The organism is Leucobacter sp. NPDC058333, assembly GCF_042726155.1.
In the GTDB taxonomy this organism is placed as follows: Bacteria; Actinomycetota; Actinomycetes; order Actinomycetales; family Microbacteriaceae; genus Leucobacter.
The window spans coordinates 827,361-852,084 of record NZ_JBHXHV010000001.1; the positions used below are offsets into that span (position 1 = coordinate 827,361).

The following is a 24,724-nucleotide window of genomic DNA, read 5'->3' on the forward strand; positions in this document are numbered from 1 at the left end:
GCCCCGCCCCCCCCTCCCCGCGTCCCCCACTCCCCAACACCCCCCCCACGTCTTATTCACCCAGCCCAGCCCCCCCCCCCGCCAGGGGTGGTCGAAGGGGGGAGGGTCGAAGGGGAGAGGGAGTGGGCGGCGCCGTGGCGCTCCTACGGGAGCCGCGTGCGGCCCTCGAACTCTACGATGAGGCCGTCGGCGAGGAGCGAATCATAGGCGCGGCGGGGCTGATCCGCGTCGCGAACGCCGCCCTCCATGGCCGCCGCGAGCGCTGCCGCAGGGTCGATGGGTTCGGTTGCGCGCCTGAGCAGCGCCATGATGCGCCCGCGCACCTGCCGGTCGCTGCCAGCGAACGCGGCCTGGCGGGGACGTTTTTCGGGAGCGTTGTCTGGGTATCCGGCGCCGCGCCACTCGCACCACGCTGCGATCGGGCACGCGTCGCAGCGTGGTGCGCGAGCCGTGCAGACGACCGCGCCGAGCTCCATTGCCGCAGCGTTGAAGATCGCGGCGGCGGAGTCATCCGCGGGCAGCAACGCCGCCATGTCATCGAGATCGCCGGGCGCCGGCATCCCCGCCGCGGCCCGGCCGTGCACGAGCCGGGCGAGCACGCGCCGCGTATTCGTGTCGACGACCGGGTGTCGCTCGCCGTACGCGAACGTCGTTACCGCGCGCGCGGTATACGGGCCAACGCCGGTGAGTGAGAGCAGAGTCTCGACGTCTGCGGGCACGACGCCGCCGTGCTGCTCGGTAATCTCGACCGCCGCGCGATGCAACCAGAGCGCGCGCCGCGGGTAGCCGAGCCGATCCCACGCACGCACCGCTTCGCGGGGCTCGTCTGCGGCGAGCGCCGCCGGCGTCGGCCATCGTTCCATCCACGCGAGCCAGCGGGGCAAGACGCGGTCGACCTGCGTCTGCTGCAGCATGAATTCAGAGACGAGGATCGCCCACGGCGTGACTTCCGGATCTCGCCAGGGCAGATCCCGGGCCGTCCGCGTGAACCAGTCGTTCAGCGCCTGGGCGAGGTCGGCGGGGGAGTGCGTTCGAACCATCGGCCCCAGTCTAGAGCGACGCAGAGAGGCGCTCGCGTTGCCCGTCGACTGAGTTCACTGAGTTCACTGAGTCGCGGCGAATTGCGGTGCGCAGCACGAAGAACAGCAGCACGATGGCCGCGGTGATCGACATGTGACCGAGCCCGGCGATGCCCGCGATCATTTTCGATGATTCGGCGCCGACCACCGTGAGTGACCCGTGCACGAGCATCATTGCCGAGGTGATGATGATGCCAGCGTGGTAGAGCCAGAGGAACCAGCGGTAGCGCCGAGTCGCAGCCGAAAGCTGGAAGATGCGCTCAAGCCCGAGCAGTATGAGGAACGGGAAGAAGCCCAGCGAGAGCAGGTGCGTATGCACGAGGCCGAGCTGGGTGAATTCGCCGGCTGGAAAGTCGTTGAGCTTCGTGAACTCACGGTAGAACAATCCGGAGGCGACACCGACGCCGCCGTAGACGAATGCAGATATGAGGAGATGATTGAGGGAGCGTTTCACCCCTCCAGCATTCTCGCGCGACGAAGCTGGCGCGTCATCACAAAGGACGAGATCGGCTCCGTGGGCTCGCGCGGGCGTGAAGCATCCCCCAGAATCAATGAGGACAGGTGCGCCGTGAGTGCGGCGCGGAGCGAGTGAAACGGGGTCGCGTGCAAGCGGACGAGCACGATCAAGCGCTGCGGATCGCGCGGGGCGGGTTGCACCTGCTGGTCGTGGTGCTCACCGGCGTCTCGCTCGTGCGCGCGCTCCAGGCCGCCACCGGCGCCGGAGGCAATACCGACGCCGAGACCGGCAACCCTCACGCGGCAGCCTGGACAGTCTGCGTCGCGGCAGCCGCGCTCCTCGCGGTGTACCTCGGCGGCCGGTGGGCGTCGCGCGCAGGCCGCCTGGGCGCGACGCTCTGGCTCTGCGCGCTCACGATTGTGTGGATTCTGGCCCTGGCGTTATCACCCGAATTCGTCTGGTTGTCGTTTCCGATCCTGCTCATCGGCGGTCACCTGATGCGCCCAGTCGCCGGACTGGGCTTTGGGGCAGTGGTGATTGGCGCGGCCGTACTGGTTCCCGCGGCTCACCGAGGCGGGGTCACGCTGCCCGAGGTGCTCGGGCCGGTGATTGGCGGCGTCTTCGCGCTCGGGATCGCGCGAGCGTACACCTCGGTCCTCGCCGATGCCGCGGAGCACCGTCGCCTCGTCGCCTCGCTGGTGAGAGCGCAGCAGCAGGCGGAAGAGCTTCAGGGTGAGCTGGTGATCGCGCAGCGCGCGGCTGGCGCACTGACGGAGCGAACTCGCATCGCGCGCGACATCCACGACACGATCGCGCAGGAATTCTCGTCGATCACTTTGCTCGCACGGGGCGCACTGCAGCGCGGGGAGACGTCAGAGACGCTCGTGCGCGTAGAGCGGATGGCGAGTCGCGGCGCTGAAGACGCGCGACGCATCGTTCGTGACCTGTTGCCCGCAGAGCTCGAGGTTTCGGCACTCGCGGAGTCGCTGCGGCGCCTCACGCGGTCATTCGCCGACGAATCGGGCGTTTCGGCTCACTGTGAGGCCGACGCCATCGGCCCGCTCGGCACCGGTGCCGAGATTGCACTGCTCCGCACGTTGCAGATGGCGCTCGGCAACGTCAGGCTGCACGCGCACGCCAGTCGCGTGGGTGTCGAACTGCGCGTCGTTGGCGACGCGGTTCGACTCGACATCGTCGATGATGGTGAAGGATTCGACGCCGGCGAGTGGGAGGTGCACCAGGGCGGCGGCTCGTCGGTCGGGCTGCGCGAGGCGCGCGCCCGGCTGCAAGAAATGGGCGGCGGCCTCGCAGTCGAGAGCACCCTCGGTGAGGGAACCGCGCTCTCGGCTTGGGTTCCGCTCACTCACGCCGGATCACCATCCGCCGACCCCATCGCGGGTGAACTGAGCGTAGGGGATCTGAGCGTAGGAGATCTGAGCGCGGGAGCGCAGTCATGATCACCGTCATGCTCATCGACGACCATCCGATCGTGCGTGCCGGGGTGCGCGCAGTGCTCGACACCGCAACGCACGTCACCGTCGTCGGCGAGTCAGCGAGCGGCGAAGAGGGAGTGGCCGCCGCCGCTCTGCTCTCACCGGACGTCGTGCTCTGCGACCTGCGACTCGGAGCCGGCATCGACGGAATCGAAACCACGCGCCGACTCCGAGCGCTCGCGGCCCCACCGGCTGTACTCATATTGACGACATACGACCGCGACGTCGATATTTTGCGTGCGATCGAAGCGGGTGCGGCAGGGTACCTGCTGAAGGATGCGCCGACCGTAGAGATTCTTGGGGCGCTCGCCGCAGCCGCGGCCGGGGAGACTGTGCTCGCACCAGAGCTCGCTCGCCGCGCGGGAGCGTTGCGGCATGATCCCGAACTTACGAAGCGCGAGCTTGAGGTTCTGAAGCTGGTCGCCCGCGGCGACTCCAACCGGGACATCGCCCGTGCGCTGTTCGTGTCAGAAACGACAATCAAGACGCACGTCGCCCACATTCTCACGAAGCTGGGAGTGGTGAACCGATCACACGCGGCTGCGGTGGCGCGCGAACGCGGACTGATCGAATGACACCTCACCTCACCTCAGCCCTGCCCTGCCCGCAGGTAGGCTGAGTGGGTGACGAATTCCCCCGCCGTTCCCGCCGTTCCAGCCGTGCTGCCCGCCCAGGGCGCCATTCTGCTCGTTGACAAAGCGGAGGGCTGGACGAGCCACGACGTCGTCGCGAAGTCGCGTCGCGCGCTCGGAACCCGCAAGGTAGGGCACGCGGGCACGCTCGACCCGATGGCGACCGGCCTGCTCGTGCTCGGCGCTGGCCCTTCGACGCGCCTGCTGACGCACCTCGTCGGGCTCGACAAGACCTACCTCACGACGATCCGGCTCGGATCGGCGACGGTCACCGACGATCGCGAGGGCGACCGCATCAGCACGGCCGACCCCGCCGCTGTCGAGGCGCTTACCGACGACCGCATTGCGCGCGCCGCCGCTGAGCTCACCGGTGCGATCGAACAGGCGCCAAGCGCCGTGAGCGCAATTAAGGTCGACGGCCAGCGTGCCTACGACCGTGTGCGCGCGGGCGAGACGGTCGAACTCAAAAAGCGTCCGGTGACGGTGTACGCCTTCGAACTCGGAGAACTGGTGCGCACGACCGACGCAGACGGTGCCCCCGTTGTGGATATCGAGGCAACGGTGCGGTGCTCGACGGGAACCTACATTCGGGCGCTCGCGCGGGATCTCGGGGCCGCTCTCGGGGTCGGCGGTCACTTGACGGCACTGCGTCGCACTCGCGTCGGCCCGTTCGATGTCGCTGATGCCGTCGAAACGGCCGCGCTCGCACAGGGTGACCCACTGCCGCTCCTCGCGCCGACCGTCGTCGCCACCACGCTGTTTCCGCGCCTTGATCTGACGGCTGAGCAGGCCGTTGATCTCGGAAATGGCAAGAAACTCGAGTTCACTGAGGCTGGTGACGCGGTGCCCGACGCTCCGCTGGTCGCGGCGATCGCCCCGGATGAGCGTCTCGTCGGCCTCGTTGAACTGCGACGTGGCCGCGCGCGCGTTGTCACGAACTTTCCGGTGGCCACGGAGCCGAGCGCATGATCCTCTGGTTTGCGGTCGCGGTGATCGCGTTGGCGCTTGTCGCGGCGGTGCTGTGTTTGGTCGAGGGGCTGCGGAAGCGCGCCCCCAACGACTACACGATGGGCGCAACGCTCGTGATCGCGTTGCTGCTCGTCGTCCAGGTCGTCGTGTCGATCGTCGCGCCGATCTCTGGAAATCTGCCCGTGGGCGATCCGCTCGAATTTTGGATGTATTTGATCGTGGCACTGCTGCTCGCGGTGGGCGCTGGCTTTTGGGCACTGGTCGATCGCACGCGCTGGGCAAACCTCGTGCTCGCGGTAGTGCACCTCTCGGTCGCGGTCATGACGTATCGCATGCTCGTCATCTGGGGATGAGTCCCCGGGGCTGTGCATACGATGAAGCGCACCCTTGGGTGAGCAATATCTGTCGTTTCGGGCACAGTTCCGACACGCCAGCGTGTCCTCCACCCTCAATACGTTATTGAGGGTTTAGACTCCTCAGCTTGACTTGAGCGAATCACAACGGTGTAATTATGTGAGCGCGGTTGCGAACACGGGCCGCTGAAGTCGAGGAAGGGACGGTACGTTGAGCGATACTTCGCACACGCCGGTACCCGGCAACTGGTTCGTTGATCCGGTATTTCTCGGCACCCCCGGGATCCGACGCGACGAGGAAGAGGCGCTCTCGTGGCAGACCGACGCCCTCTGCGCGCAAACTGACCCCGAGGCATTCTTCCCCGAAAAGGGCGGATCGACCCGCGAGGCGAAGCGCATTTGCGACGGCTGTGAAGTGCGGTCTGACTGCCTGGAGTACGCCCTCGAGAATGATGAGCGTTTCGGTATCTGGGGCGGTCTCTCGGAACGCGAGCGTCGCAAGCTGCGTCGCGAAGCGATCTGATCAAACCGCGGCTTGCCTCCGAGCTGCGCACATCTCTCGCACCTAGACTTGCCGGGTGATGCGCACCCGAGTTACCGCCATTCTGGTCGCCCAGCGGGGCGGAGACTGGCTCGATCAAACCATCGCCGGCATTACCGGCCAAACGCTGACGCCCGCGAATATTATCGCGGTGAACAACGGCGGCGCTGACGACGTCAGCGAGCAGCTGCTGTCGAGTGGTGCCGAGCGAGTTGTGGGCGTGCCTTCGCGTGTTTCGTTCGGTCAAGCGGTCGCCAGGGCAGTCGACACCCTCGCTCCGGCGGGCGAGTCCACCGACGAGTGGATATGGCTACTCAGTGAAGACTCCTGCCCCGAACCGGAGGCGCTTGAGCGCATCGTGAACAGCGTGCAGCGCTCACCATCGGTGGTCGTTGCGGGTCCCAAGCTTGTTGACTGGGACCACCCCGACCGCATCATCGAGCTCGGTCAAAGCCTCACGCGATACGGCTCGCGCTGGACCCTGCGCCGCCAGGAGCTCGATCAGCAGCAGTACGACCACATGCAAGACGTGCTCGGCGTCGGCCCGGTCGGCATGCTCGTGCGGCGCGATATCTGGGAGCAGCTCGGCGGCTTCGACCCCGCGCTTCCCGTCTACGACGATGGCCTCGACTTCTGCGTGCGAGCGCGCCTCGCGGGTCACCGCGTTGAGGTGTCGCCAGCGTCGCGGGTCCGCTTCGCGCAGAGCGGCGTTGCCGGGCCGCGTATTGACCGCCGCCGTTCGGTGCTGCGCCAAGCGCACCGTCAAGCACGCACCTCTCATCTGCATCGCCGTATTGCGTACGCGCCGGCGATCGTTGGATTCTTCGCGTGGCTCGGTCTGCCGATCTACGCCGTGCTGCGCGTGCTCTGGGCGCTGATCCGGGAGCAGCCCGGCTACATGCTCGGCGAACTCGTCGCCACTTTCTCCGTCTTCTTCCGGCCGCACGCCATCATCGCGTCGCGGCGCCGCATCAAGGCGCACTCGACCGCCGGCTGGTCTGCCGTGCGACAGTTGCGCATCGACCCGAAGAGCGTGCGCACCGCGCGCATGATTGACCGCGAGGCGATTCTCGCGTCGTCGGGGCGGCAGCGTCGCGAAATGCACTTCATTTCGACCGGCGGGCTCGCAGTGCTCTCTGCGGCGGCCGTTGCGGCGATTCTGCTCACGTGGTGGGCGTTCTCTCAGACCAGCCTGTTCGGCGGCGGGCTCGCGCCGCTGAGCCCGCTCGATCAGTTGTGGGCCAATACGCGCCCGGTCAACGGCGTTCCAGCCGATCCATTTACCTGGATGCTCGCACTCATCGGTTCGCTGACGTTCTGGAATCCCTCCCACGCCGTCGTCCTGCTGATGATCGTGTCGATTCCGCTCACCGCGCTCGGCGCCTGGATCTGGGCCGCGCAGCTCACAGAATCGAAGGCCGGTCGAGCGCTTCTCGCCCTGGGATTCGCGCTCAGCCCGGTGCTGCTCGGATCGCTCGACGCGGGTCGTCTGCAGACGTTGGTGCTCGCTGTCGTGCTGCCGTGGCTGTTGCTCGCGGCTTCGCGCTGCCGTGAATCGTGGAGCTGGGCAGGCACGGCGTCGCTGCTCGCCGCCGCCGCTCTCGCGGCCGCGCCGATCTTGATTCCCGCCGCCGTCATCATGCTGGTCATCGGCCTCTTTACTACGCTGCGCGGCGTCGCGCGCGTGCTGACGACGGCGCTCGTGCCAGCGATTTTGTTCGCGCCGAAGATCTTCACGAGCCTCCTCGCTGGTCGCCCGCTCGACATCCTGCTCGATCCGGGTATCAATGCACCATTCGAGCCCGGTTCGACCTGGCACCTGCTGCTCGGCTTCCCCGAATTCGGGCTTGAGGGCTGGGCCAACATCCTTGACGGCATCGGGCTGGGCGGGCCGCCCGCGACGTTGCTCATTGGCGTACTCATGCTGCCGATCGCGCTGCTTGCGCTGCTCGGCCTCTTCACCGGCCGCGTCGCGGTGACGCTGCTGCACTCGGTGCTCGGTGGTCTTGGCCTCGCGACTGCGATCGCCGCGGGTCAGCTGCACCTCACCGCGTCGGGGGATGCGAGCATCGCCGTGTGGACTGGCTCGGGCCTCGCCCTGTACTGGATCGCTTTGCTCGGCTTGGCGGCGGTCGGCGCGCAGGCGCTGCGCCGCGGGGCCGCGCCGGTCGTGGCCGTCGCGCTCGTCGCCGCGGTCGTCGCCGTCACCCCCGTGGCCTCCCAGCTGCTGCTCAACCGTGTGCCGTTCGCGTCTGCGACCGCGCAGATGCCCGCGCTCGTGCAGGCCGCGGGCGAGACAGACCCGGGCGTGCGCACGCTGGTGATCTCTGCCGAGGGCGACCACGCCGTGCGCGCCGAGCTCGTGACCGGTAGCGGTCTCAGGCTCGACGAGATTCGCACCGCGCTCACGACGCCTGAAGAGCGGGCCGAGGATCGGCAGATCGCCGAGCTCGTCGCCGGTCTCGCCAGTGTTGGCGGCCCAGACGTCACCGATGCGCTGAGCGAAGCCGGTGTCGGATTTGTGCTGCTGCCCGCGGGTGGCGACGACCTTGAGCGCTCCGAGCTGCAGCGGGTCTTCGACCAGCACCAGGCGCTCGCGAGCGCCGGTCTGACCGACCAGGGCCTGCTCTGGCGTGTGCAGCAGGCCGAAGAGCAAGACGCAGAGACCGGCGATTCTGGCACGCGCCTGGGTGGCACGTCGCTCAGCGGCACGACCATCTGGGCTGTGCAGCTCGCGGTGCTGTTCGGTGTGCTGCTGCTCGCACTGCCGACCGCCGAGGTCACGTGGCGCCCCGAGAAGCGGCGCCGACGCCCCTCGCGTCGCAAATCACGGGCGGATCGCGACCGCGGCGCTGCCCCGGTCGCAGCGCAGGGCCACCAGGGCGCTGCCCAGGTAGCCGAGCAGGGCAATCAGGACGCGCAGGGTGTGGCGGCTGAGCCTATTGCGCCCGCTGAGCCTGCCGCCGAGCCGCTTACTGCGTCAGCGGACGAGGCGGACCCGGTTGATCCGGCGCCTCGTGTGACTGACGCATCCGAGCCCGCTACTGATGACGAGACGAACGGAGAGCGCCGATGAGTGATCATTCACGTCTGCTGCGCGGCGGGGCTCGCGCGGTCACCGGCCTGCTCGTGGTCGCCGCAGCCGGCGCCGCCGTGTTGTTCGCTGGCACCGTAACGCTGCCAGCGGTCGACCGGAAACCGCTCGCGATGACCGTCGACACGACGCAAGACACCACTCGGACGCTGGTGTGCGCTGGCTCATTCTCCGAGCTCGGCGCTGACCCGACACGTCCGGGGGTCGCGATCCCGGTCGGCGACGCGACGACCGCGATTTCGGGCAAGCCCGCTGGCACTGCGACGCTCACGCGCAGCGAGGGTGGCGGGCTGCCGAGCGTCGTGTTCGCACCGATGGCGAAGCCGCTCGCGGCAGCGCAGTTCCAGGCGCTCGCAACTGAGAGCGCGCGAGGCGCGGCTGCGAGTAGCTGCGCCGAACCACTGAATGAGCAGTGGCTGCTCGGTGGCGCGTCGTCGCTCGGCTTCTCGACCACGCTCAGTCTTGGCAACCCCGGCACCGTGCCGGCCACGGTCGCCATCACTGTGTACGACGAGAACGGGGAGGTCGACGCGGTGCAGACCGCGGGCGTGCTGGTCGCGCCTGGCACGGTGCAGACTGTGTCGCTCAACGGCTACGCACCCGACCGTGACCGCCTCGCCGTTCGCGTTGAGAGCACGGGCGCACCCATCGCCGCGCACCTCGGTGTCTCGCAGAGCTCCGGGATCGACCCTTTCGGGCTTTCGGGTGTGACCCCGCAGACTGAGCCGAGCGAATCACTCGTGATCCCCGGCATTGAAAATGCCGACGGCGCCGACCGTGGCCCGAATGATTCCGGCGAGGGCGACGCGTTCCCCGTAGTCGTGAGGGCGCTCGCGCCCGGCGATACCGCCGGAACCGCGACAGTGACCGCGATCGACAAGAATGGCAAGAGCACCGAGGTTGGGAGCATCAAGCTCGCACCGAACGCCATCGGCGAGCTCAATGTAGCGACGCTTCCGGCGGGTGCCAATGCACTCGTACTGAACGCGGACGTCCCGATCATTGGCGGTGCGGTCGGCTCGGCCGACAACACCAAGGAGCACGACTTCGAGTGGTTCGAGCCGGCCCCGGTCATCGCGGCAGACGCGAAGGCCGCGGCGCCGGTGGTCAGCGGCGGACGGCTCGTTATCGCGAATACCGGCGACGCAGATGCGAAGGTGACGATCGAGAGCGCGAGCGGCAAGGGCAAGACGCAAACCTCTAAAGTCGGTGCCGGGGCAGCGGTCGTGGTGTCTGCGCCTGCCGACGCGCTGCTCACAAGTTCTGAGCCCATTCACGCGGGTGTGCGGTTCGTCTCGCCGACGGCAATCGCGGGCTACCCGGTTCTGGCCCCCGACCCGCGCGACGGCACCCTCACGGTCTACCCGCGCTAGCGCCCCGCGCCCGCTGCCCGCCCGCGCCCGCGGGCGTCGCTGAACACGAGGGTTAGCGCCGAGCGCGAGGGAACTTTCGGCAAGAAACCGTTCGTGCTCGGCGCAACCCCTCGTGTTCAGCGGCGGCGCGGCGCTCAGCAGCGGCGGCGCGGCGCTCAGCCGCAGCGGCGCGGCGGCCGCGACCGTCGACGCGTAGACTGGCGGTATGTTCGGACGTCGTCGAGTGCCGCGTGATCCCGCGCCGGTGTCGCCACAGGTGCCCTCGCGCAGAAGCGCCTCGCGGCACGGTCGGCGGCCAATTCGCTCGTCGATCACCGGGCCGTCGCTCGCTGATCCCGAGAGCCGCCTGCGGCGCTTTGAGATCGACGCCCGTGCGGCAGTCGCGGTTGTGAACGGTTATCTGCCCGACGAATTGCGCGGCGTGCACTTTGGATTTCAGACGGCTCCGACGGGCACGGGCGAGAGCCAGTTGCCGCTCCTCTACACGATTGACAGGCCGTCGAAGAGCATCCTGCTGTATCGCATGCCGATCCAGCGCGCGAAGAGTCTGCACGTGGACGATGCTGAGCATCGGCGAGCGTTTCTCGAGTACTGCGTGTATCGGGCTGTGTGCGAATATCTCGGCGCGGATCCCTGGGATCTGATTCCCGGCCGCTTCGAACACTACTGAGCACGGCGCAATCTGCCGAGGGGTGGGCCGCCGCACCGCGGCTCGAACTCCGAGTAAACGCGGCTCCCCGAATCCTGCGGCTTTCCCGACATAATGGGAACCATGAGCGCGCGCATCTTGGTGGTTGACGACGACAGGGCTCTGGCGGAGATGCTGGGGATGGTGTTGCAGGGAGAGGGCTTTGCGACCGAGCACTCGGCCGACGGCGCCGAAGCGGTCGAGAAGTTCCGTGAGATGCGCCCAGACCTCGTGCTGCTCGATGTGATGCTGCCGGGTCTCGACGGCATCGAGGTCGCCGAGAAGATCCGCGCCGAGTCGGGAACTCCGATCATCATGCTCACTGCCCGCACTGACACGCGTGACGTGGTGCGCGGGCTTGAAGCTGGCGCAGACGATTACGTCGTGAAGCCCTTCAACCCGGCCGAACTCATCGCCCGCATCAGGGCCCGGTTGCGCGAACCGCAGCAAGACAGCGTCGAATCACTACGCATCGGCGATCTCACGATCGACGTCTCTGCGCACGAGGTGCGGCGCGGGTCGCAGCCGATCCCGCTCACCCCGCTCGAGTTCGACCTGCTCGCCATTCTCGCCCGCAAACCACAGCAGGTATTCACGCGCGAGGTGCTGCTCGAAAAGGTCTGGGGCTATCAGTACAAGGCAGACACGCGCCTCGTGAACGTGCACGTGCAGCGCCTGCGGGCAAAGATCGAGCAGGATCCCGATCGCCCGACCATCGTCACCACGGTGCGCGGCGTCGGCTATCGCGCCGGCACTCCCATCGACTAGGACTCTGATGTCGAGCTCCCGCCGCTCGCGCATCGTCCTCGCGCTGCGCCGCATTCGGCTGCGCTGGTTGCGCGTCACCGAGCCACTGCTCGGCCCGTTCCGCGCGCGCTGGCGGCGCTCACTCATGGTGCGCACCATGACCGTAACCGGTCTGGTGACCGGGCTGATTGTGCTGACGGCTGGACTGTTCATTCTGGGGAGCGTGGCGAGCGATCTCTATTCCTCGCGACAACAGCAGGCCCTGCAAGACTCCGCGCGTGCAACGCTCGCGGCGCAGCGGCAAATCGATGCCTCTGATGCCGCGGATCGCGGGGCGCTATCAACACTCGCGGCCTCGGTGCGGCGCACCGTGCAAGATACCTCATCGAGCCAGATGGTCTATCTGCGTCGGCAATCGGGGCAGGATCCGTTCGCTGACGCGCCTCCGCCGTCGTTCACGAGCGCGATGCTCCCGGAGGCCGTGAGCACCGAGCTCGCACGGGCGGTTGAAGACGGCAGCGAGGCGCAGCACTGGCAGCCCGTGACGTTCACGGCTGAGGATGGCACGCCGTCCCCGGGCATCATTGTCGCGTCGAGCCTCGCCTTTCCATCTGGCGCGGGCACGTACGACCTGTTCATCGGCTACAACCTCGCCGACACTCAAGATACGCTCGCGTTCGTACAGCGGACCCTATTGATCACGGCTGCCGCGATGATGGCGTTTATTGGGATCCTCGTCTGGATCATGACGCGTATCGTGTTCCGGCCGATCCGATCGGCCGCGGCCGCCAGCCGCCGCCTCGCTTCGGGCGAGAGCGAGGCGCGCATGCCCCTGCAAAACGACGAGCACTTCGACGTGCTTTCAGAGGGGTTCAACGACATGGCCGAGACGCTGCAAATGCGCATTCAAGAGCTCGACCAGCTGTCAGAGATGCAGCAGCGATTCGTATCTGACGTGTCGCACGAGCTGCGAACGCCCCTCACCACCGTGCGACTCGCCAGCCAGGTGTTGCAGAGCAGCGCTCACGGGCTTGAGCCTGGGCAGCAGCGGGCCGTTGAGGTGCTCGGAGGGCAGATTGATCGGTTTGAATCGCTGCTTGAAGACCTGCTCGAAATCTCGCGGTATGACGCTGGCCGCGTGACCCTTGAGACCGAACCTACGAATCTGGTGACTCTCGCCAGCGGCGTTGTCGAGAGCCTGCAGCCGCTCTCGACCGGCATTATCGAGGTGCGTGCGCTCGGCGGGTACGCGCCGATCGATGTTGACGCACGGCGCATTCGGCGCATTGTGTCGAACCTCGTTGGTAATGCGATTGAGCACGGCGAGGGTAGACACATTGTTGTCACGGTTGATTCGAACGCCTCGGCGATCGCGCTCGCCGTGCGCGACTGGGGTGTTGGCATGCGGCACGAAGATCTTGAGCACGTATTTGATCGCTTCTGGCGGGCAGACCCGTCACGCAAGCGGACGCTTGGCGGTACCGGCCTCGGGCTCGCCATCGCGCAGGAGGACGCGGCCGTGCACGGCGGTATCGTCGAGGCGTGGTCGCGCATCGGCGAGGGCACGAACTTCCGACTCACGCTGCCGCGCGGTGATGGCATCACGAGCTACATGTCGCCGCTGCCTCTGGTGCCCGACGACGTCGTGAGCGAGCAGGGCGATCCGCAGGCGACGGGTGGCTGGCTGAGGCGTCCCGGGCGTTGGATTCGCAAGGAGGGCCGCAAGTGAAGCACTCGAAAATGCGCGCTCGGGCAGTGGCCGTTGCGGTCGCCGCGGCTGCCGCGCTCGTGCTGAGTGCGTGCAACGCGATTCCGAGGTCGGGGCCCGTGCAGGTCGGGCTCGATAACCTGCAGCAGGCGGAACAGCCGGTGCAGTTCAACGCGGTCGGTCCGTCACAGGGGTCGTCGCAGGAGGATGTCGTGCGCGGCTTCGTGCTCGCGGCGGTGTCGAGCTCGGACGACTATGCCACGGCGCGCGAGTTTCTCTCGCCCGACTACGCAAAGCAGTGGGACCCAAACTCCGATGTGCTCGTTGATGACGGCAGCCGCCCGTACACGACAAACAAGGATGGCTCGGGCACCCTCGAGGTCTCAGCCTCCGCGAAGGTCGACGACACCGGGCTCATGCTCCCCGTCGAGCCGGGCGAAAACACTGAACTGAGATTCGAGCTCGAACGCGTCGGCAAGGAGTGGCGCATTAGCTCTGCTCCGAACGGGATCATTCTGGACACCACCACGTTCACCACGATCTGGTCACCTCACCAGCTGTATTTCGTCGGGCCGGGGGAGATCCTCGTCCCGGAGACCCGCTGGTTCATGACGCGAGCCGCGCTGCCCACCGAGATCGTCGGCGCACTCCTCGAGGGGCCCGGAGCCCGACTGTCAGGAGTCGCGCACAGCGGCTTCCCGACCGGCACAGCGCTCGTGACGAACGCCGTACCCGTGGTTGACGGGCGAGCACGGGTTGACCTCACGGGCAACCTGCTCGAGGCGAGCCCCACGGCGATGGCTGAGGTGCGCCAGCAGCTGCGGCTCAGCTTGCAAACCGTGCAAAACGTCAACGGTTTCGATCTTTCAGTAGAGGGAACGCTGATTCGGCCAGGATCGGGCGAGACCGCGTCTGAACCGCGACTCGTCAACGACGTCACCGACCCGGCCGTGCTCGAAGGAGACAAATTCGGCATGATCGTCGCGGGCGAGTTCGTCGAGATGGAGTCTTTCGCGACCACGCTCGGTGGGTACGACCCCACCGCCATCACCCTCAACCCGAGTGGTACGGCGGCGGCCATCCGAAATGCTCAGGGGGTGACGCGCATCGACGATACCGGCGTCGTGCCCATCGACGAGCGGTCGGGTCTGCTTGAGCCCTCGTACGACGTTTTCAACTTCATCTGGACAGTGCAGGCATCGTCCCCGCAAACCCTGCAGGTGACGTCTCAGGACAACACCGTGACGCAGCTGGCGGCGCCGTGGCTCGCCGGGCGGTCACTGGTTGCGCTTCGCCTGTCACCCGACGGAGCGCGCGTCGCCGCGCTCGTGCGCGATGAGCACGGGAGCCAGGTGCTCGTGGCCGGGGTCGAGCGCGACAATGATGGAGTGCCCGTGCGCACAACCGACGAAGCCGATGTGCAGCTGTGGACGAGCGGCACCCCAGTCGATCTTGACTGGGTCGGCCAGACTCGCTTCGCTGTGCTCTCCGACGCGTCGTCGACGAGTCGGGTGACGATTGGCGGAGTCGGCCTGCTCTCGACCGAGCAGGGCTCCGTGCAGGGCGGTGTGCACCTCGCTGGCGGCGCAGCACGGTCACAGTTGCGCGTGCTCGGCTCGAAGGGCGACCTGTACGCGTCTCAGGGGAGCGGGTGGCAGCGCACGACGACCGGGGTGTCGGTGCTGGCGAAGCGGGGGTAGGGCGTCGGGCGTCGAGCGTCGGGCGCGCGTTCGGCAAGTGATCCGCGTTCGGCAAGCTCGTTTGCCGTGGATTGGTGTTGCTGAACGCGGATCACTTGCCGAACGCCGTGTGCTCGCCGGCCAAACGCCGCCCGAGCGCCGTGCACAAGGTAGTCCCGCGCTCGCCGCGGGCGAGTTCTCCACAGATTGCGTGAACGCCGCCCGCTCCCTGTACTCGCGTCCGATGCTTGAGTATGGCTATTTTCCAGTACGAAGCACTTCGCGAGATTGCACTCGACCTTGCCGCATTATTCTGGCCGACGGCGTGCGTCGTATGTGGCGCCGCTGACCGCGACTGTTGCCGGGCGTGCCTGGCAAGGTTGCGTGCCCCGCCTGCAGACTTCGAGATCGATCTCGGCGGGCTGCCCTGTCTCGTGCGCGGCCGTTACGCCGGAGCATTGCGCGCCGTGCTTATCGCGTATAAGCACGAAGGGCGGGTCGGGTTCGCGTCACCGCTCGGGCAGCAGCTTAGGGGTCCGCTCGTGAGGGTAATCGAGGGTGCAACGCAAATTGACGGAAACCCTCCGCTCATTGTCGCGGTACCGTCTCGTCCGGTCGGAGTGAGGAAGCGTGGGTACCGGCACGTCGAGTTGCTCATCGCAAAAGCACTCACGGGCGGCTTCGGCGGGCGCTTTCGCTGTCAACCGAGCCTCCATCCGAGTGACCACGCGGGTCGTCGGCGCGAGCGGGCAAAGTCTGTCCGGGCGCTGCGTACCACGAGGGGCCGGCGTGGGCAGGTGGGGCTGACGCCCGCGGAGCGGGAGCGGAATGCGCACCACGTTGCGGTGCGACGGTCGGCGATTGGGCGCGTGCGAGATCGTCGCGTCGTGCTCGTAGACGACATCATCACGACGGGTGCGAGCGTGCGCGCGGCACGATCTGCGCTCGAACTCGCAGGCGCGAAGGTGGTGGCCGTCGTGGCGCTGTGCGCGGCAGAGCGCCGAGACGCGCTGGGTGAATCCGAGGGCGTTACTGCGAAGTTGACGGCGAAATTGGACTGAGGTGGAAGTGCGCAGCGCGAGTGGAGTAGAGTTCGAGAAAGGCGTAACGGTGCGCCAGATGGCACACCCGCCCGAGTCTCCAGGGAGGTCACCATGGACGTGAACATCCGCGGCAAGAACGTCGGAATTACCGATCGTTTTGAGAACTATGTCGAAACGAAAACGGAAAAAGTGGAGGGGTTGCTGCCCCGGGCACAGGCGTTCGAAGTGAGAGTCTCTCGGCAAAGCGACCGGAGCCCTCAACACGGCGACCACGTCGAGATCACGCTCATCGGGCCGGGCCCCGTGATCCGTGCGGAATCCGCGGGTGGAGACAAATATTCGGCGTTTGACATCGCTTACGGGCGAGTGCTCGAGCGCATCCGTCGCATGAAAGACAAGCGCAACGACCGACGCGGCCGCGGCCGCGTCTCACTCGGAGATGCCGCAGCAAACGACTTCGACACGATCGACGTCACCCCCGCCCCGCTCGAGGTGCTTGAGGCAGTCGCGACCGGTGAGATCCGGACCGTTGAGGCCGACGAGCAGAACTACTCGCCGGTGGTCATTCGCACCAAGGAGTTCCCGGCAGAGCGCATGAGCGTCGAAGACGCCGTCGACCGGATGGAACTCGTGGGGCACGACTTCTTCCTGTTCATTGAAGAAGAAGCCGGAACAGCGAGCGTTGTTTACCGCCGCAAGGGGTGGAACTACGGCGTTATCTCGCTCTCAGACAACGAATAGGCAGTAACCGACTGACAGACCAGCACGCGCGGTTTCGCTCAATCAGCGGAACCGCGCGTGCTGCGTGTTGCGTGTGTGCTGCGTCGTGGGTGCGTGATGCGCGAACCGCGGCGCAAGAGCCAGCCCCACCGCACCACATTCACGAACGCCTCGAAGACGATGCCGATCGACATCTTCGAGCGCCCGTCGCTGCGTTCGATAAAGGTAATGGGCACCTCGATGATCGGGCACCCGAGGCGTTCCAGGGTCCACGCGGTCTCCACTTGAAAACCGTACCCCTGAGAATCCAGCGCATCCAGATCTACGCGGCGCAGCCATTCGACCTCGATCACGCGGAAACCGCTGGTCAGATCGTGCAACCGCGAACGCAGCAGCGTACGGGCGAACCAGGTGCCGCCACGCGAGATCCAGCGCCGGTATCTCGGCCAGTTGACGATGCGCCCGCCAGCAATCCAGCGCGTGCCGATGGCGAGACCCGCCCCAGTGTGTGCAGCCGCAATTAGCGCCGGCAGATCCTCCGCTCGATGAGAGCCGTCGGCGTCCATGGCCACCACATACTGATAGTCGCCCGAAATTGCGACCCCGAAGCCGTAGACATACGCCGTGCCCAGACCGAGCTTTCCGCCTCGGTGATGCACCCGCACGTTCGCGTCAGCGCGGGCCAGCTCTTCGGCCAAATCGCCCGTGCCATCGGGACTTGCGTCATCGATGATGAGCACGTCAGCGGACGGCAGGTGACGACGAATGCCGGCCACGGCCGCTGCGAGGGACGCGCGTTCGTTGAACGTCGGCAGCACCACGAGCAACTCGCGCGCGGATTGCGGCATGGCGTCCTTTCAATTCGGAGATGCGCGTCGCGCGACCCGGCCGTCGGCGCAGGCCATGAGACTCCGTTCCTCCATCTTGGCATCTCCCCAGCCGGGAATGAGCCTGCGATTGCTAAGCTGAGGAGTTGTCACAATTTGGCAACGGCGGTGATCCCGAATCATGGGAAATTTCACCGCGCAGAACGTACAGGAGAGACAACGTGGCGACAGTTCTCGAAAAGCTTCTTCGCGTCGGCGAAGGACGCATCCTGAAGAAGCTCGAGCGGCAGGCAAAGCTCGTAGCGAATCTGGAGAGCACCTTTGCAGAGCTCAGCGATGAAGAGCTGCGCGACGAGACCACAGAGTTCCGTGAGCGGCTTGAAAAGGGCGAAACCCTCGACGATCTGCTCCCGGAGGCCTTCGCAGCGGTGCGAGAGGCCGCGAAGCGGACGATTGGCCTGAACCCCTTCCCAGTGCAGATCATGGGTGGCGCGAACCTGCACCACGGCAATATCTCCGAGATGAAGACCGGTGAGGGCAAGACCCTCGTGGCGACGATGCCCGCGTACCTGAACGCGCTCGCGGGCAAGGGCGTGCACATCGTTACGGTCAACGATTACCTCGCGAGCTACCAGAGCGACCTGATGGGTCGTGTCTTCCGCGCGCTCGGGCTGACCACCGGTTGCATCGTATCGGGGCAAGATCCCGCGAAGCGCCGTGAGCAGTACAACGCAGACATCACGTACGGCACGAACAACGAGTTCGGTTTCGACTACCTGCGCGACAACATGGCGTCAGACGCCTCGGAGCGTGTGCAGCGCGGTCACTTCTTCGCCATCATCGACGAGGTCGACTCGATTCTCATCGACGAGGCGCGTACGCCGCTCATTATCTCGGGTCCCGCTTCGGGCGAGGCTAACCGCTGGTTCGCCGAGTTTGCGCGCATTTCGCGCAAGCTTGAGGCGGGCGTCGACTACGAGGTTGACGAGAAGAAGCGCACCGTCGGCGTCCTGGAACCGGGCATTGAAAAGGTCGAGGATCACCTCGGCATTACCAACCTCTACGAATCGGTAAATACCCCGCTGATTTCGTTCCTCAACAACTCGATCAAGGCAAACGCTCTGTTCACGCGCGACAAGGACTACGTCGTGCTCAACGGCGAAGTGCTCATCGTCGACGAGCACACCGGCCGTATTCTCGCCGGTCGTCGTTACAACGAAGGCATGCACCAGGCCATCGAGGCGAAAGAGGGCGTGCAGGTCAAGGCCGAGAACCAGATGCTCGCGACCGTCACGCTCCAGAACTACTTCCGCCTGTACGAGAAGCTCTCGGGTATGACCGGCACCGCCGAAACCGAGGCGAGCGAGTTCATGTCGACGTACAAGCTCGGTGTGGTGCCGATCCCAACGAACCGCTCGATGCAGCGTAAAGATCAGCCCGACCTCGTGTACAAGAACGAAGAGTCGAAGTTCGCGCAGGTCGTCGTCGATATCGCCGAGCGCTACGAAAAGGGCCAGCCCGTGCTGGTCGGCACAACGAGTGTCGAGAAGAGCGAATATCTTTCACGCCTGCTCGCAAAGGCCGGTGTGCGCCACGAAGTGCTCAACGCGAAGAATCACGCGCGTGAGGCCGCGATTATCGCGCAGGCGGGTCGACTCGGCTCCGTCACCGTAGCGACCAACATGGCCGGCCGCGGTACCGACATCATGCTCGGCGGCAACGCCGAGTTCCTCGCTGTGCAAGAGATGGCATCGCGCGGGCTGTCGACCGAAGACGATCCCGACGCCTATGAGGCCGCATGGGACGACGTGTTCGCGGCTGTGAAAGAGACGGTCAAGGGCGAAGCAGACAAGGTCGTCGAGGTCGGCGGGCTCTACGTGCTCGGCACCGAGCGCCACGAGTCACGACGCATCGACAACCAGCTGCGCGGTCGTTCCGGCCGACAGGGTGACCCGGGCGAGAGCCGCTTCTACCTGTCGCTCGGCGACGACCTGATGCGTCTGTTCAACTCGGGCGCCGCCGCTGCGCTGATGAATCGCGACAGCTTCCCCGACGATCTCGCGATCGAGTCGAAGGTGGTGTCTCGCGCCATCCAGAGCGCGCAGAGCCAGGTCGAGCAGCGTAACGCCGAGATTCGCAAGAACGTGCTGAAGTACGACGATGTGCTGGATCGCCAGCGCAAGGCGATCTACAGCGATCGTCAGCAGATTCTCGACGGCGAAGAGATCGAACCGCGCATCGATGCGTTCCGTGAGCAGACGATTGACGCGATCCTCGACTCCCACGGGCACGACAACGAGTGGGACTTCGACGCACTCTTCACTGACCTGCGCCAGGTGTACCCCGTAGGCCTCACGGTAGACGAGCTCGTTGCCGAGGCTGGTGGATCCCGCCGTGTCGAGCGTGACTTCCTGCGCCGAGAGATCCTCTCCGACGCTGAGGTTGCATACGAAAAGCGCGAAGAGACGCTCGGTTCCGAGGCGATGCGCGAACTCGAGCGACGCGTCGTGCTCGCGACGATCGACCGCCGTTGGCGCGATCATCTCTACGAGATGGAATACCTCAAGGAGGGCATCGGGCTGCGCGCGATGGCACAGCGCGACCCGCTCGTCGAGTACCAGCGCGAGGGCTTCACCATGTTCGAGGGCATGATGGGACAGATCAAGGAGGAGTCCATGGGGCTGCTCTACAACCTCGAGGTGAAAGTGCGCCCCGCCGAGGGGCCGCAAGATCACGTGCACCTCGAGGGTGGCGGGCTCGATGCAGCGCAGTCCACCGATCAGACGAAGCTCAGCTACAGCGCGCCTGATGAAGACGGCACGCCCGCTGTCAGCGGTGTCGAAGCGCAGGAGTCAGCCGCAGCGAAGCCTGCAAAGCAGGCACGCGGCGCGTTCGGCCAGCAGTCTGGCAACGGCAGCACGGGCAACAGCAACAGCAGCACGGGCAACCGAGCCGATCGTCGCTCCTCGAAAAAGAAGTAAGGCGCTCGCGCCCTCCAACTTGATCCGTGATTCGCTTCGGCGAACCGACTGAGAGAAATTCATGGCAAACGAGACGAACCCCCGTCCCACAAAGAACGAGCGTCGCGCGCAAGCGCGCGTCGAGGCCGCGGCGGCGCGCGAGCAGGAGAAGAAGCGCGAAAAGCGCAATCGTCTCTTCCTGCAGGGTGGCATCGCCCTCGGCGTGATCGCCGTGCTCGCAATCGTCGCCCTCGTGCTGACACAATCGGTCAAGCCGGCGGGCCCTGGCCCGGAGAACATGGCTTCGGGCGGCGCAGTCTTCACAAAAGACCTGAAGGTCGTGAAGGGACCGGCGCTGCAGGCTGGCGACAAGCGCGTCGCCCCCGAGGTCAACCGCGATGAGCTGCCCATCGACGTGACGGTGTACGCAGACTACATGTGCCCCTACTGCGGTCAGTTCGAGCAGCAGTACGGCACGATGCTCGAGAACTACGTCGGCTCGGGTGATGTGCAGCTCAACATCTACCCGCTGAACTTCCTCGACAACGCGTCGCTCGGAACAAAGTACTCGACCCGCGCGGCGAACCTCTTCTCGTGCGTTGTTGAGCAGCAGCCCGACTACGCGTTCAAGTTGCACAATGCGCTGCTCAGCGCCGATGTACAGCCCGCAGAGAGCACCAGCGGCCTCACTGACGACCAGCTCATCGAACAGGCAGAGGCTGCGGGTGCTGAAGCAACGACTGAGCTGCGCCAGTGCGTGAAGGATCGTAGGTTCGCGAACTTCATCTCCGCAAACTACAAGCAGGTGAGTGAAGTGGGCATCCAGGGCCTTGAAAAGGGCGCTCAGCTGTTGGACGCCGACGGTGTGACGCTGCAAGACGCCGATAAGCCTCAGCGCCTCGTCAGCACGCCGACCGTGATCGTGAACGGCCAGCAGTGGAACCAGAACCGTGACGGCGAGCTCGAAGCGTACCTGCTGAAGCTCAAGGCCGAACTCGAAAAGAAGGACTCGTCAAACAAGTCCGACGACACCGAGTAAGCTAGTCCGGGGCGGTGAGCAATCACCGCCCCACACGCCGCCTTAGCTCATCTGGTAGAGCAGCGCCCTTGTAAAGCGCAGGTGGTCGGTTCGAGTCCGACAGGCGGCTCCAATAAACACCTGGTCATCGGCCAGATCGCAATTCGCAACTGAGGCTCAATTTGTCCGCGTGGGGCAAATCTGGGGCAGAGGCAAATACGAAACGCCCCCACCGTCAGCTCGGTAGAGCCGCGGTGGGGGCGTGTTCTTTGTCGGTGGTGCGGCGTATCGTGCTGCGCATGAGTAGACCTGCACCGATCCGTATCGACGCTGACACGTGGGCGATCATGCGTGAGCCCGTTGATCGTCCGGTGGCGATGGTGCATCGCGTGACGGACGTATCGGGGGAGGCGCGGTTCCTGGTGTTGAAGTGGAATGTCGACCCGGCTAAGCGTCGCCTCACGGGCCTGTATCCCACGTTCGAACTCGCTGAGGCGTCGGTGTTGTACCAGTTGCCGAAGATGCCTGATCCGAGCAAGCCGCCGAATGGTGGCGGGAGGCTGCCGTAGCGAGTGACAACGTCGCGGCGTACGATGCTGCCATGTGTGCTTCGTATGGGCTCGGCGGGCCCGGCTCTCTCCCGCTCGACATGGAACCGTTGAGCGAGCCCGGGAACCTCACGCTGCTCGAGGAGTGGATGGAGCAGCGCGGCGGCGGGGCGAAGATCACCGGCAAGAACGCCCTCAACCTGAACCCGATCATCCGTGCAGACGGCGACGGACGCCGACTGGATCTCGCGTGGTGGTGGCTGTGGCTTGACGGGTCCGGGCCGGTGAAGTTCTCCGCCTTCAACTCGCGCGACGACAAGCTACTGCGCTCCTGGAAGCGCCCATTCCAGCACCGCGCGATCCTCCCCGCGACTTGGTACGTCGAGAAAAAGGGCCGCTTCCATCTGCCCCACCATGAGGGATTCGGGATCGCCGCGCTCACGTCGACGGTCACACGGGACGACGGCACCGAGCTCGTCACCTATGCGATGGTGACGCGCGACGCTGTCGGCGAGGCGGCGGAGTACTGGCCGCGGATGCCGCTCGTGCTGCCGCGCGACATGCACGATGAATGGCTCGACCCGGAGCGCGCCGGCGACGCCGAGCTCGTTGCCGAGGTGCAGCACGGGTCTGACGAGATCTCGCGCGCGCTGACTGCCGCCTGAAACGACGAAACACCCCCTCTCCCGGGCCGTAAGGCTCAGGAGAGGGGGTATTCGTGCGAATCAGCGAAGGTTCAGAGCTTCGCGCATTGTCGTCCTCATGTGTCGTTCTGCTGCGGCTATCTCTTTCGGATTACGGTCACGAAGAGCCTTTGCAGTCGCGTCAAGCGACCGCGCAACTTTGTCGGGTCCAAGAACTTCGATTGGAGAAAGGATGCTCGGCGCGTTTAGTTCGCTCTCTTCCAACCTCAGTCCGAGGGCGTCTAGTTTCTCACCGATTTGCTGGCTTCGACCGTCGACAGCGATGCCCTCTTCCAGCGCACGATGTACCAATTCGACAGCTTCTTCATGCTCGGCTTTCACATCATCGAACTCGCTCAAAATAACTTTGAGCGACAACAACATCGTCAGCGCATTTACGTAGGCCTCAAAGCGCTGCTCGCGAACCCACTTATTGTGTTCACGACGTGACGATAGCCATGCGCCGATTAGAGTGCCCGCTGTCACGAGCGCAGCGGCTCCGAGAACTGTAAACAAATCATGCGGCGACGGAAACTCTTGCATCCGTCAAGGTTAGACGTTGCCCTGGAAACGTGAGCGGTTCTTATCCATTGATCTTCGCGTAGCGAGGCTCGTAGTGTGGGCGGGCTGAGTTGCCGAGCATCCACTTTTCGATGTTCGGCCAGCGGTCGCCGAGCCACTGCGCGATCTTCTGATAGAGCAGGACCGCGGCGGCCGTGATTGCGGCCTGGATGAGCGCGAGCGTGCTCGTCCCGCCGTACCCGGCCTCAGCGAATACGCCGTCGGCCCACGCGATCACGCCCGCGACGACGGGTACGAGAGCGACGAGGCGCACGATGAGCACGCCGACGAGGGCGGCGATGAATGTTCGGGTGGTCTGCGGGGTCATCTTGTCCCTTTCCGTGGGTCGATGGTGTCTTCGATGTTGGATACGCGAGAGCTCAGGTCGGCGTCGCCGGATTCCATGAGGTGTTGCAGGCCCGACAGTTTTTCGTCTTGCCCGTTGAGCTGGCTCGCCTGGCGTTGCTGTTCGGCCTCAACTCGTTGCAGCGCATCATTCATGGAGGTGCCAGTGTTGGGGCGCACCTCGTGGTGGATCTCGTCGAGCAACTTCAGCTTTGCCGGGAGTGCGGAGAGCGCGTTCACCGTCGCGACGAACTTAGTGAACGCCGGCCACAGCTTCACGACGGCCGCGATGAACGCGATCGCTGCGGCTGCCCAGATGATCGCCTTCACTACGGTGAGGTTGCCGAAGATAAGTTCGAGCTGGTCTTCAATCATCGGTGCCGCCGAACGATCAGCTCCCGAACCACGACGATCAATCCGAGGATCGCCAGTACCACGCCCGCTGCGAGGAGCACTGACGCTGCGATGCTCACAGCTTGTACCAGGTGCCGTCGTGCCAGTACTGCCCCTTGCGGGCGCCGGCGGCATCGTTCGCGACCGAGAGCGGGATGCCGTTCATGAGCAGCATCTTGTTGAAGTCGGCGACGCGGTACTGGTCGACGACGCCGCTCGGGTTGTAGCGTGCTGCGGCGAGGTCGGCGGAGTCGGTCTGCTGGATGTGCCGGATCGTGCGGTTGTCGATGATGTAGACGTGCCCGCTGCCGCGGGAGGCGATGACGCTCTGTGACATGAGGAGTCTCTTTCTGGTCGGTGCGGCGGCCGGGTTTGGTGCCGTGAGGTTGGTGCGGGGGCGGAGGTAGCCGACGAGCCCGCGAGTGATGAGCCGCGCCCGCGACACCGGTCCCGGATTCTGGGTAAGGACTGGCAAGAGTTCACCCTCGGGTGGGCCGGTCGCGATCGCGGTGTGCGATCCCGGGTACCAGGTGTTGCGTTCCCAGAACGCGATGTCGCCTGCCCGGATGCCTTCGATGCCGTTGTGCTTCGTGAACAGATCCGCAAGCCGTGGCGCGTACGGGAAGCGGTTGAACACGGAGACCGTGTCGTCGTCGGGCGCGTACCCGTCGCCGGGCTGCCCGCCGAGCTCGTACAGGATCGCGAGCCACAGATCATGGCACTGTGCCCCGTAGGCTGCGTCGAGGTCGATGTAGCGGCTCTCGACGGTCGGTATCCAGTTGATGAAATCGAATGATGCCGAGAGTGCCATCG

At 65.7% G+C, this 24,724-nt stretch carries 24 protein-coding genes and 1 tRNA gene; 18 read left to right on the top strand and 7 right to left on the bottom strand.

Features of this window, described 5'->3' with window-relative positions:
- Positions 1 to 143: 143 nt before the first annotated feature.
- Together ACFWHR_RS03715 and ACFWHR_RS03720 are read right to left on the bottom strand one after the other, a co-directional pair.
- Positions 144 to 1,040, bottom strand: a complete 897-nt coding sequence (locus tag ACFWHR_RS03715) for an A/G-specific adenine glycosylase (RefSeq protein WP_382446924.1) — start codon at positions 1,038 to 1,040, stop codon at positions 144 to 146.
- A gap of 10 nt (positions 1,041 to 1,050) precedes the next feature.
- Positions 1,051 to 1,533, bottom strand: a complete 483-nt coding sequence (locus tag ACFWHR_RS03720; protein WP_382446925.1) for a DUF2871 domain-containing protein — start codon at positions 1,531 to 1,533, stop codon at positions 1,051 to 1,053.
- Between the two features lie 149 nt (positions 1,534 to 1,682).
- Between ACFWHR_RS03720 and ACFWHR_RS03725 the strand changes: the two genes are divergently transcribed.
- From ACFWHR_RS03725 to hpf, 13 genes are all read left to right on the top strand, one after another.
- Positions 1,683 to 2,993, top strand: a complete 1,311-nt coding sequence (locus ACFWHR_RS03725; RefSeq protein WP_382446926.1) for a sensor histidine kinase — start codon at positions 1,683 to 1,685, stop codon at positions 2,991 to 2,993.
- Positions 2,990 to 3,604, top strand: a complete 615-nt coding sequence (locus ACFWHR_RS03730) for a response regulator (protein WP_382446927.1) — start codon at positions 2,990 to 2,992, stop codon at positions 3,602 to 3,604. The genes ACFWHR_RS03725 and ACFWHR_RS03730 overlap by 4 nt, the downstream gene beginning before the upstream one ends.
- Positions 3,605 to 3,652: 48 nt before the next feature.
- A complete protein-coding gene (gene truB, locus ACFWHR_RS03735; protein ID WP_382446928.1) occupies positions 3,653 to 4,630 on the top strand; it encodes a tRNA pseudouridine(55) synthase TruB in 978 nt (325 codons plus the stop codon).
- Positions 4,627 to 4,983 carry a hypothetical protein gene (locus tag ACFWHR_RS03740; protein ID WP_382446929.1) on the top strand — a complete coding sequence of 119 codons (357 nt, stop codon included), beginning with the start codon at positions 4,627 to 4,629 and terminating at the stop codon, positions 4,981 to 4,983. Before truB ends, ACFWHR_RS03740 begins: the two co-directional genes overlap by 4 nt.
- 211 nt (positions 4,984 to 5,194) lie before the next feature.
- Positions 5,195 to 5,506, top strand: a complete 312-nt coding sequence (locus ACFWHR_RS03745; protein ID WP_382446930.1) for a WhiB family transcriptional regulator — start codon at positions 5,195 to 5,197, stop codon at positions 5,504 to 5,506.
- 58 nt (positions 5,507 to 5,564) lie between these two features.
- Positions 5,565 to 8,600 carry a glycosyltransferase gene (locus tag ACFWHR_RS03750; protein WP_382447751.1) on the top strand — a complete coding sequence of 1,012 codons (3,036 nt, stop codon included), beginning with the start codon at positions 5,565 to 5,567 and terminating at the stop codon, positions 8,598 to 8,600.
- Entirely contained in the window at positions 8,597 to 9,991 is a 1,395-nt protein-coding gene (locus ACFWHR_RS03755; protein ID WP_382446931.1) for a DUF5719 family protein, read from the top strand. Before ACFWHR_RS03750 ends, ACFWHR_RS03755 begins: the two co-directional genes overlap by 4 nt.
- Positions 9,992 to 10,196: 205 nt before the next feature.
- Positions 10,197 to 10,661 carry a metallopeptidase family protein gene (locus tag ACFWHR_RS03760; protein ID WP_382446932.1) on the top strand — a complete coding sequence of 155 codons (465 nt, stop codon included), beginning with the start codon at positions 10,197 to 10,199 and terminating at the stop codon, positions 10,659 to 10,661.
- Between the two features lie 102 nt (positions 10,662 to 10,763).
- Entirely contained in the window at positions 10,764 to 11,447 is a 684-nt protein-coding gene (gene mtrA / locus ACFWHR_RS03765) for an MtrAB system response regulator MtrA (protein WP_382446933.1), read from the top strand.
- A gap of 7 nt (positions 11,448 to 11,454) precedes the next feature.
- Positions 11,455 to 13,155 carry an MtrAB system histidine kinase MtrB gene (gene mtrB, locus ACFWHR_RS03770; protein WP_382446934.1) on the top strand — a complete coding sequence of 567 codons (1,701 nt, stop codon included), beginning with the start codon at positions 11,455 to 11,457 and terminating at the stop codon, positions 13,153 to 13,155.
- Positions 13,152 to 14,834, top strand: coding sequence for an LpqB family beta-propeller domain-containing protein (locus tag ACFWHR_RS03775; protein WP_382446935.1), 1,683 nt, complete (start codon positions 13,152 to 13,154; stop codon positions 14,832 to 14,834). Before mtrB ends, ACFWHR_RS03775 begins: the two co-directional genes overlap by 4 nt.
- 776 nt (positions 14,835 to 15,610) lie before the next feature.
- Positions 15,611 to 15,874: a phosphoribosyltransferase family protein gene (locus tag ACFWHR_RS03780; protein WP_382446936.1), complete on the top strand. Its 264-nt coding sequence runs from the start codon at positions 15,611 to 15,613 to the stop codon at positions 15,872 to 15,874.
- Positions 15,875 to 15,967: 93 nt separating this feature from the next.
- Positions 15,968 to 16,597, top strand: a complete 630-nt coding sequence (gene hpf / locus ACFWHR_RS03785; RefSeq protein WP_382446937.1) for a ribosome hibernation-promoting factor, HPF/YfiA family — start codon at positions 15,968 to 15,970, stop codon at positions 16,595 to 16,597.
- A gap of 38 nt (positions 16,598 to 16,635) precedes the next feature.
- Here hpf and ACFWHR_RS03790 read toward each other — a convergent pair whose 3' ends face one another.
- A complete protein-coding gene (locus ACFWHR_RS03790; protein ID WP_382446938.1) occupies positions 16,636 to 17,424 on the bottom strand; it encodes a polyprenol monophosphomannose synthase in 789 nt (262 codons plus the stop codon).
- A gap of 200 nt (positions 17,425 to 17,624) precedes the next feature.
- Between ACFWHR_RS03790 and secA the strand changes: the two genes are divergently transcribed.
- The 5 genes from secA (at position 17,625) to ACFWHR_RS03815 (ending at position 22,594) form a co-directional block, all read left to right on the top strand.
- The gene (gene secA, locus ACFWHR_RS03795; protein WP_382446939.1) at positions 17,625 to 20,384 is read left to right on the top strand and encodes a preprotein translocase subunit SecA; all 2,760 of its coding nucleotides are present in this window, start codon (positions 17,625 to 17,627) and stop codon (positions 20,382 to 20,384) included.
- Positions 20,385 to 20,445: 61 nt separating this feature from the next.
- Positions 20,446 to 21,402 carry a DsbA family protein gene (locus ACFWHR_RS03800; protein WP_382446940.1) on the top strand — a complete coding sequence of 319 codons (957 nt, stop codon included), beginning with the start codon at positions 20,446 to 20,448 and terminating at the stop codon, positions 21,400 to 21,402.
- A 36-nt stretch (positions 21,403 to 21,438) separates the two neighbouring features.
- Positions 21,439 to 21,514, top strand: a tRNA-Thr gene (locus ACFWHR_RS03805).
- 166 nt (positions 21,515 to 21,680) lie between these two features.
- Positions 21,681 to 21,950: a hypothetical protein gene (locus ACFWHR_RS03810; protein ID WP_382446941.1), complete on the top strand. Its 270-nt coding sequence runs from the start codon at positions 21,681 to 21,683 to the stop codon at positions 21,948 to 21,950.
- Between the two features lie 32 nt (positions 21,951 to 21,982).
- Positions 21,983 to 22,594: an SOS response-associated peptidase family protein gene (locus tag ACFWHR_RS03815; RefSeq protein ID WP_382446942.1), complete on the top strand. Its 612-nt coding sequence runs from the start codon at positions 21,983 to 21,985 to the stop codon at positions 22,592 to 22,594.
- A 60-nt stretch (positions 22,595 to 22,654) separates the two neighbouring features.
- Here ACFWHR_RS03815 and ACFWHR_RS03820 read toward each other — a convergent pair whose 3' ends face one another.
- The 4 genes from ACFWHR_RS03820 to ACFWHR_RS03835 all read right to left on the bottom strand — a co-directional run bounded on the left by ACFWHR_RS03820 (position 22,655) and on the right by ACFWHR_RS03835 (position 24,722).
- The gene (locus ACFWHR_RS03820; protein WP_382446943.1) at positions 22,655 to 23,155 is read right to left on the bottom strand and encodes a hypothetical protein; all 501 of its coding nucleotides are present in this window, start codon (positions 23,153 to 23,155) and stop codon (positions 22,655 to 22,657) included.
- A 40-nt stretch (positions 23,156 to 23,195) separates the two neighbouring features.
- On the bottom strand, positions 23,196 to 23,501 hold the full coding sequence (locus ACFWHR_RS03825) for a hypothetical protein (RefSeq protein ID WP_382446944.1): 306 nt from the start codon (positions 23,499 to 23,501) through the stop codon (positions 23,196 to 23,198).
- Positions 23,498 to 23,893: a hypothetical protein gene (locus tag ACFWHR_RS03830; protein WP_382446945.1), complete on the bottom strand. Its 396-nt coding sequence runs from the start codon at positions 23,891 to 23,893 to the stop codon at positions 23,498 to 23,500. The genes ACFWHR_RS03825 and ACFWHR_RS03830 overlap by 4 nt, the downstream gene beginning before the upstream one ends.
- A 94-nt stretch (positions 23,894 to 23,987) precedes the next feature.
- The gene (locus tag ACFWHR_RS03835) at positions 23,988 to 24,722 is read right to left on the bottom strand and encodes a hypothetical protein (RefSeq protein ID WP_382446946.1); all 735 of its coding nucleotides are present in this window, start codon (positions 24,720 to 24,722) and stop codon (positions 23,988 to 23,990) included.
- Positions 24,723 to 24,724: the final 2 nt, after the last annotated feature.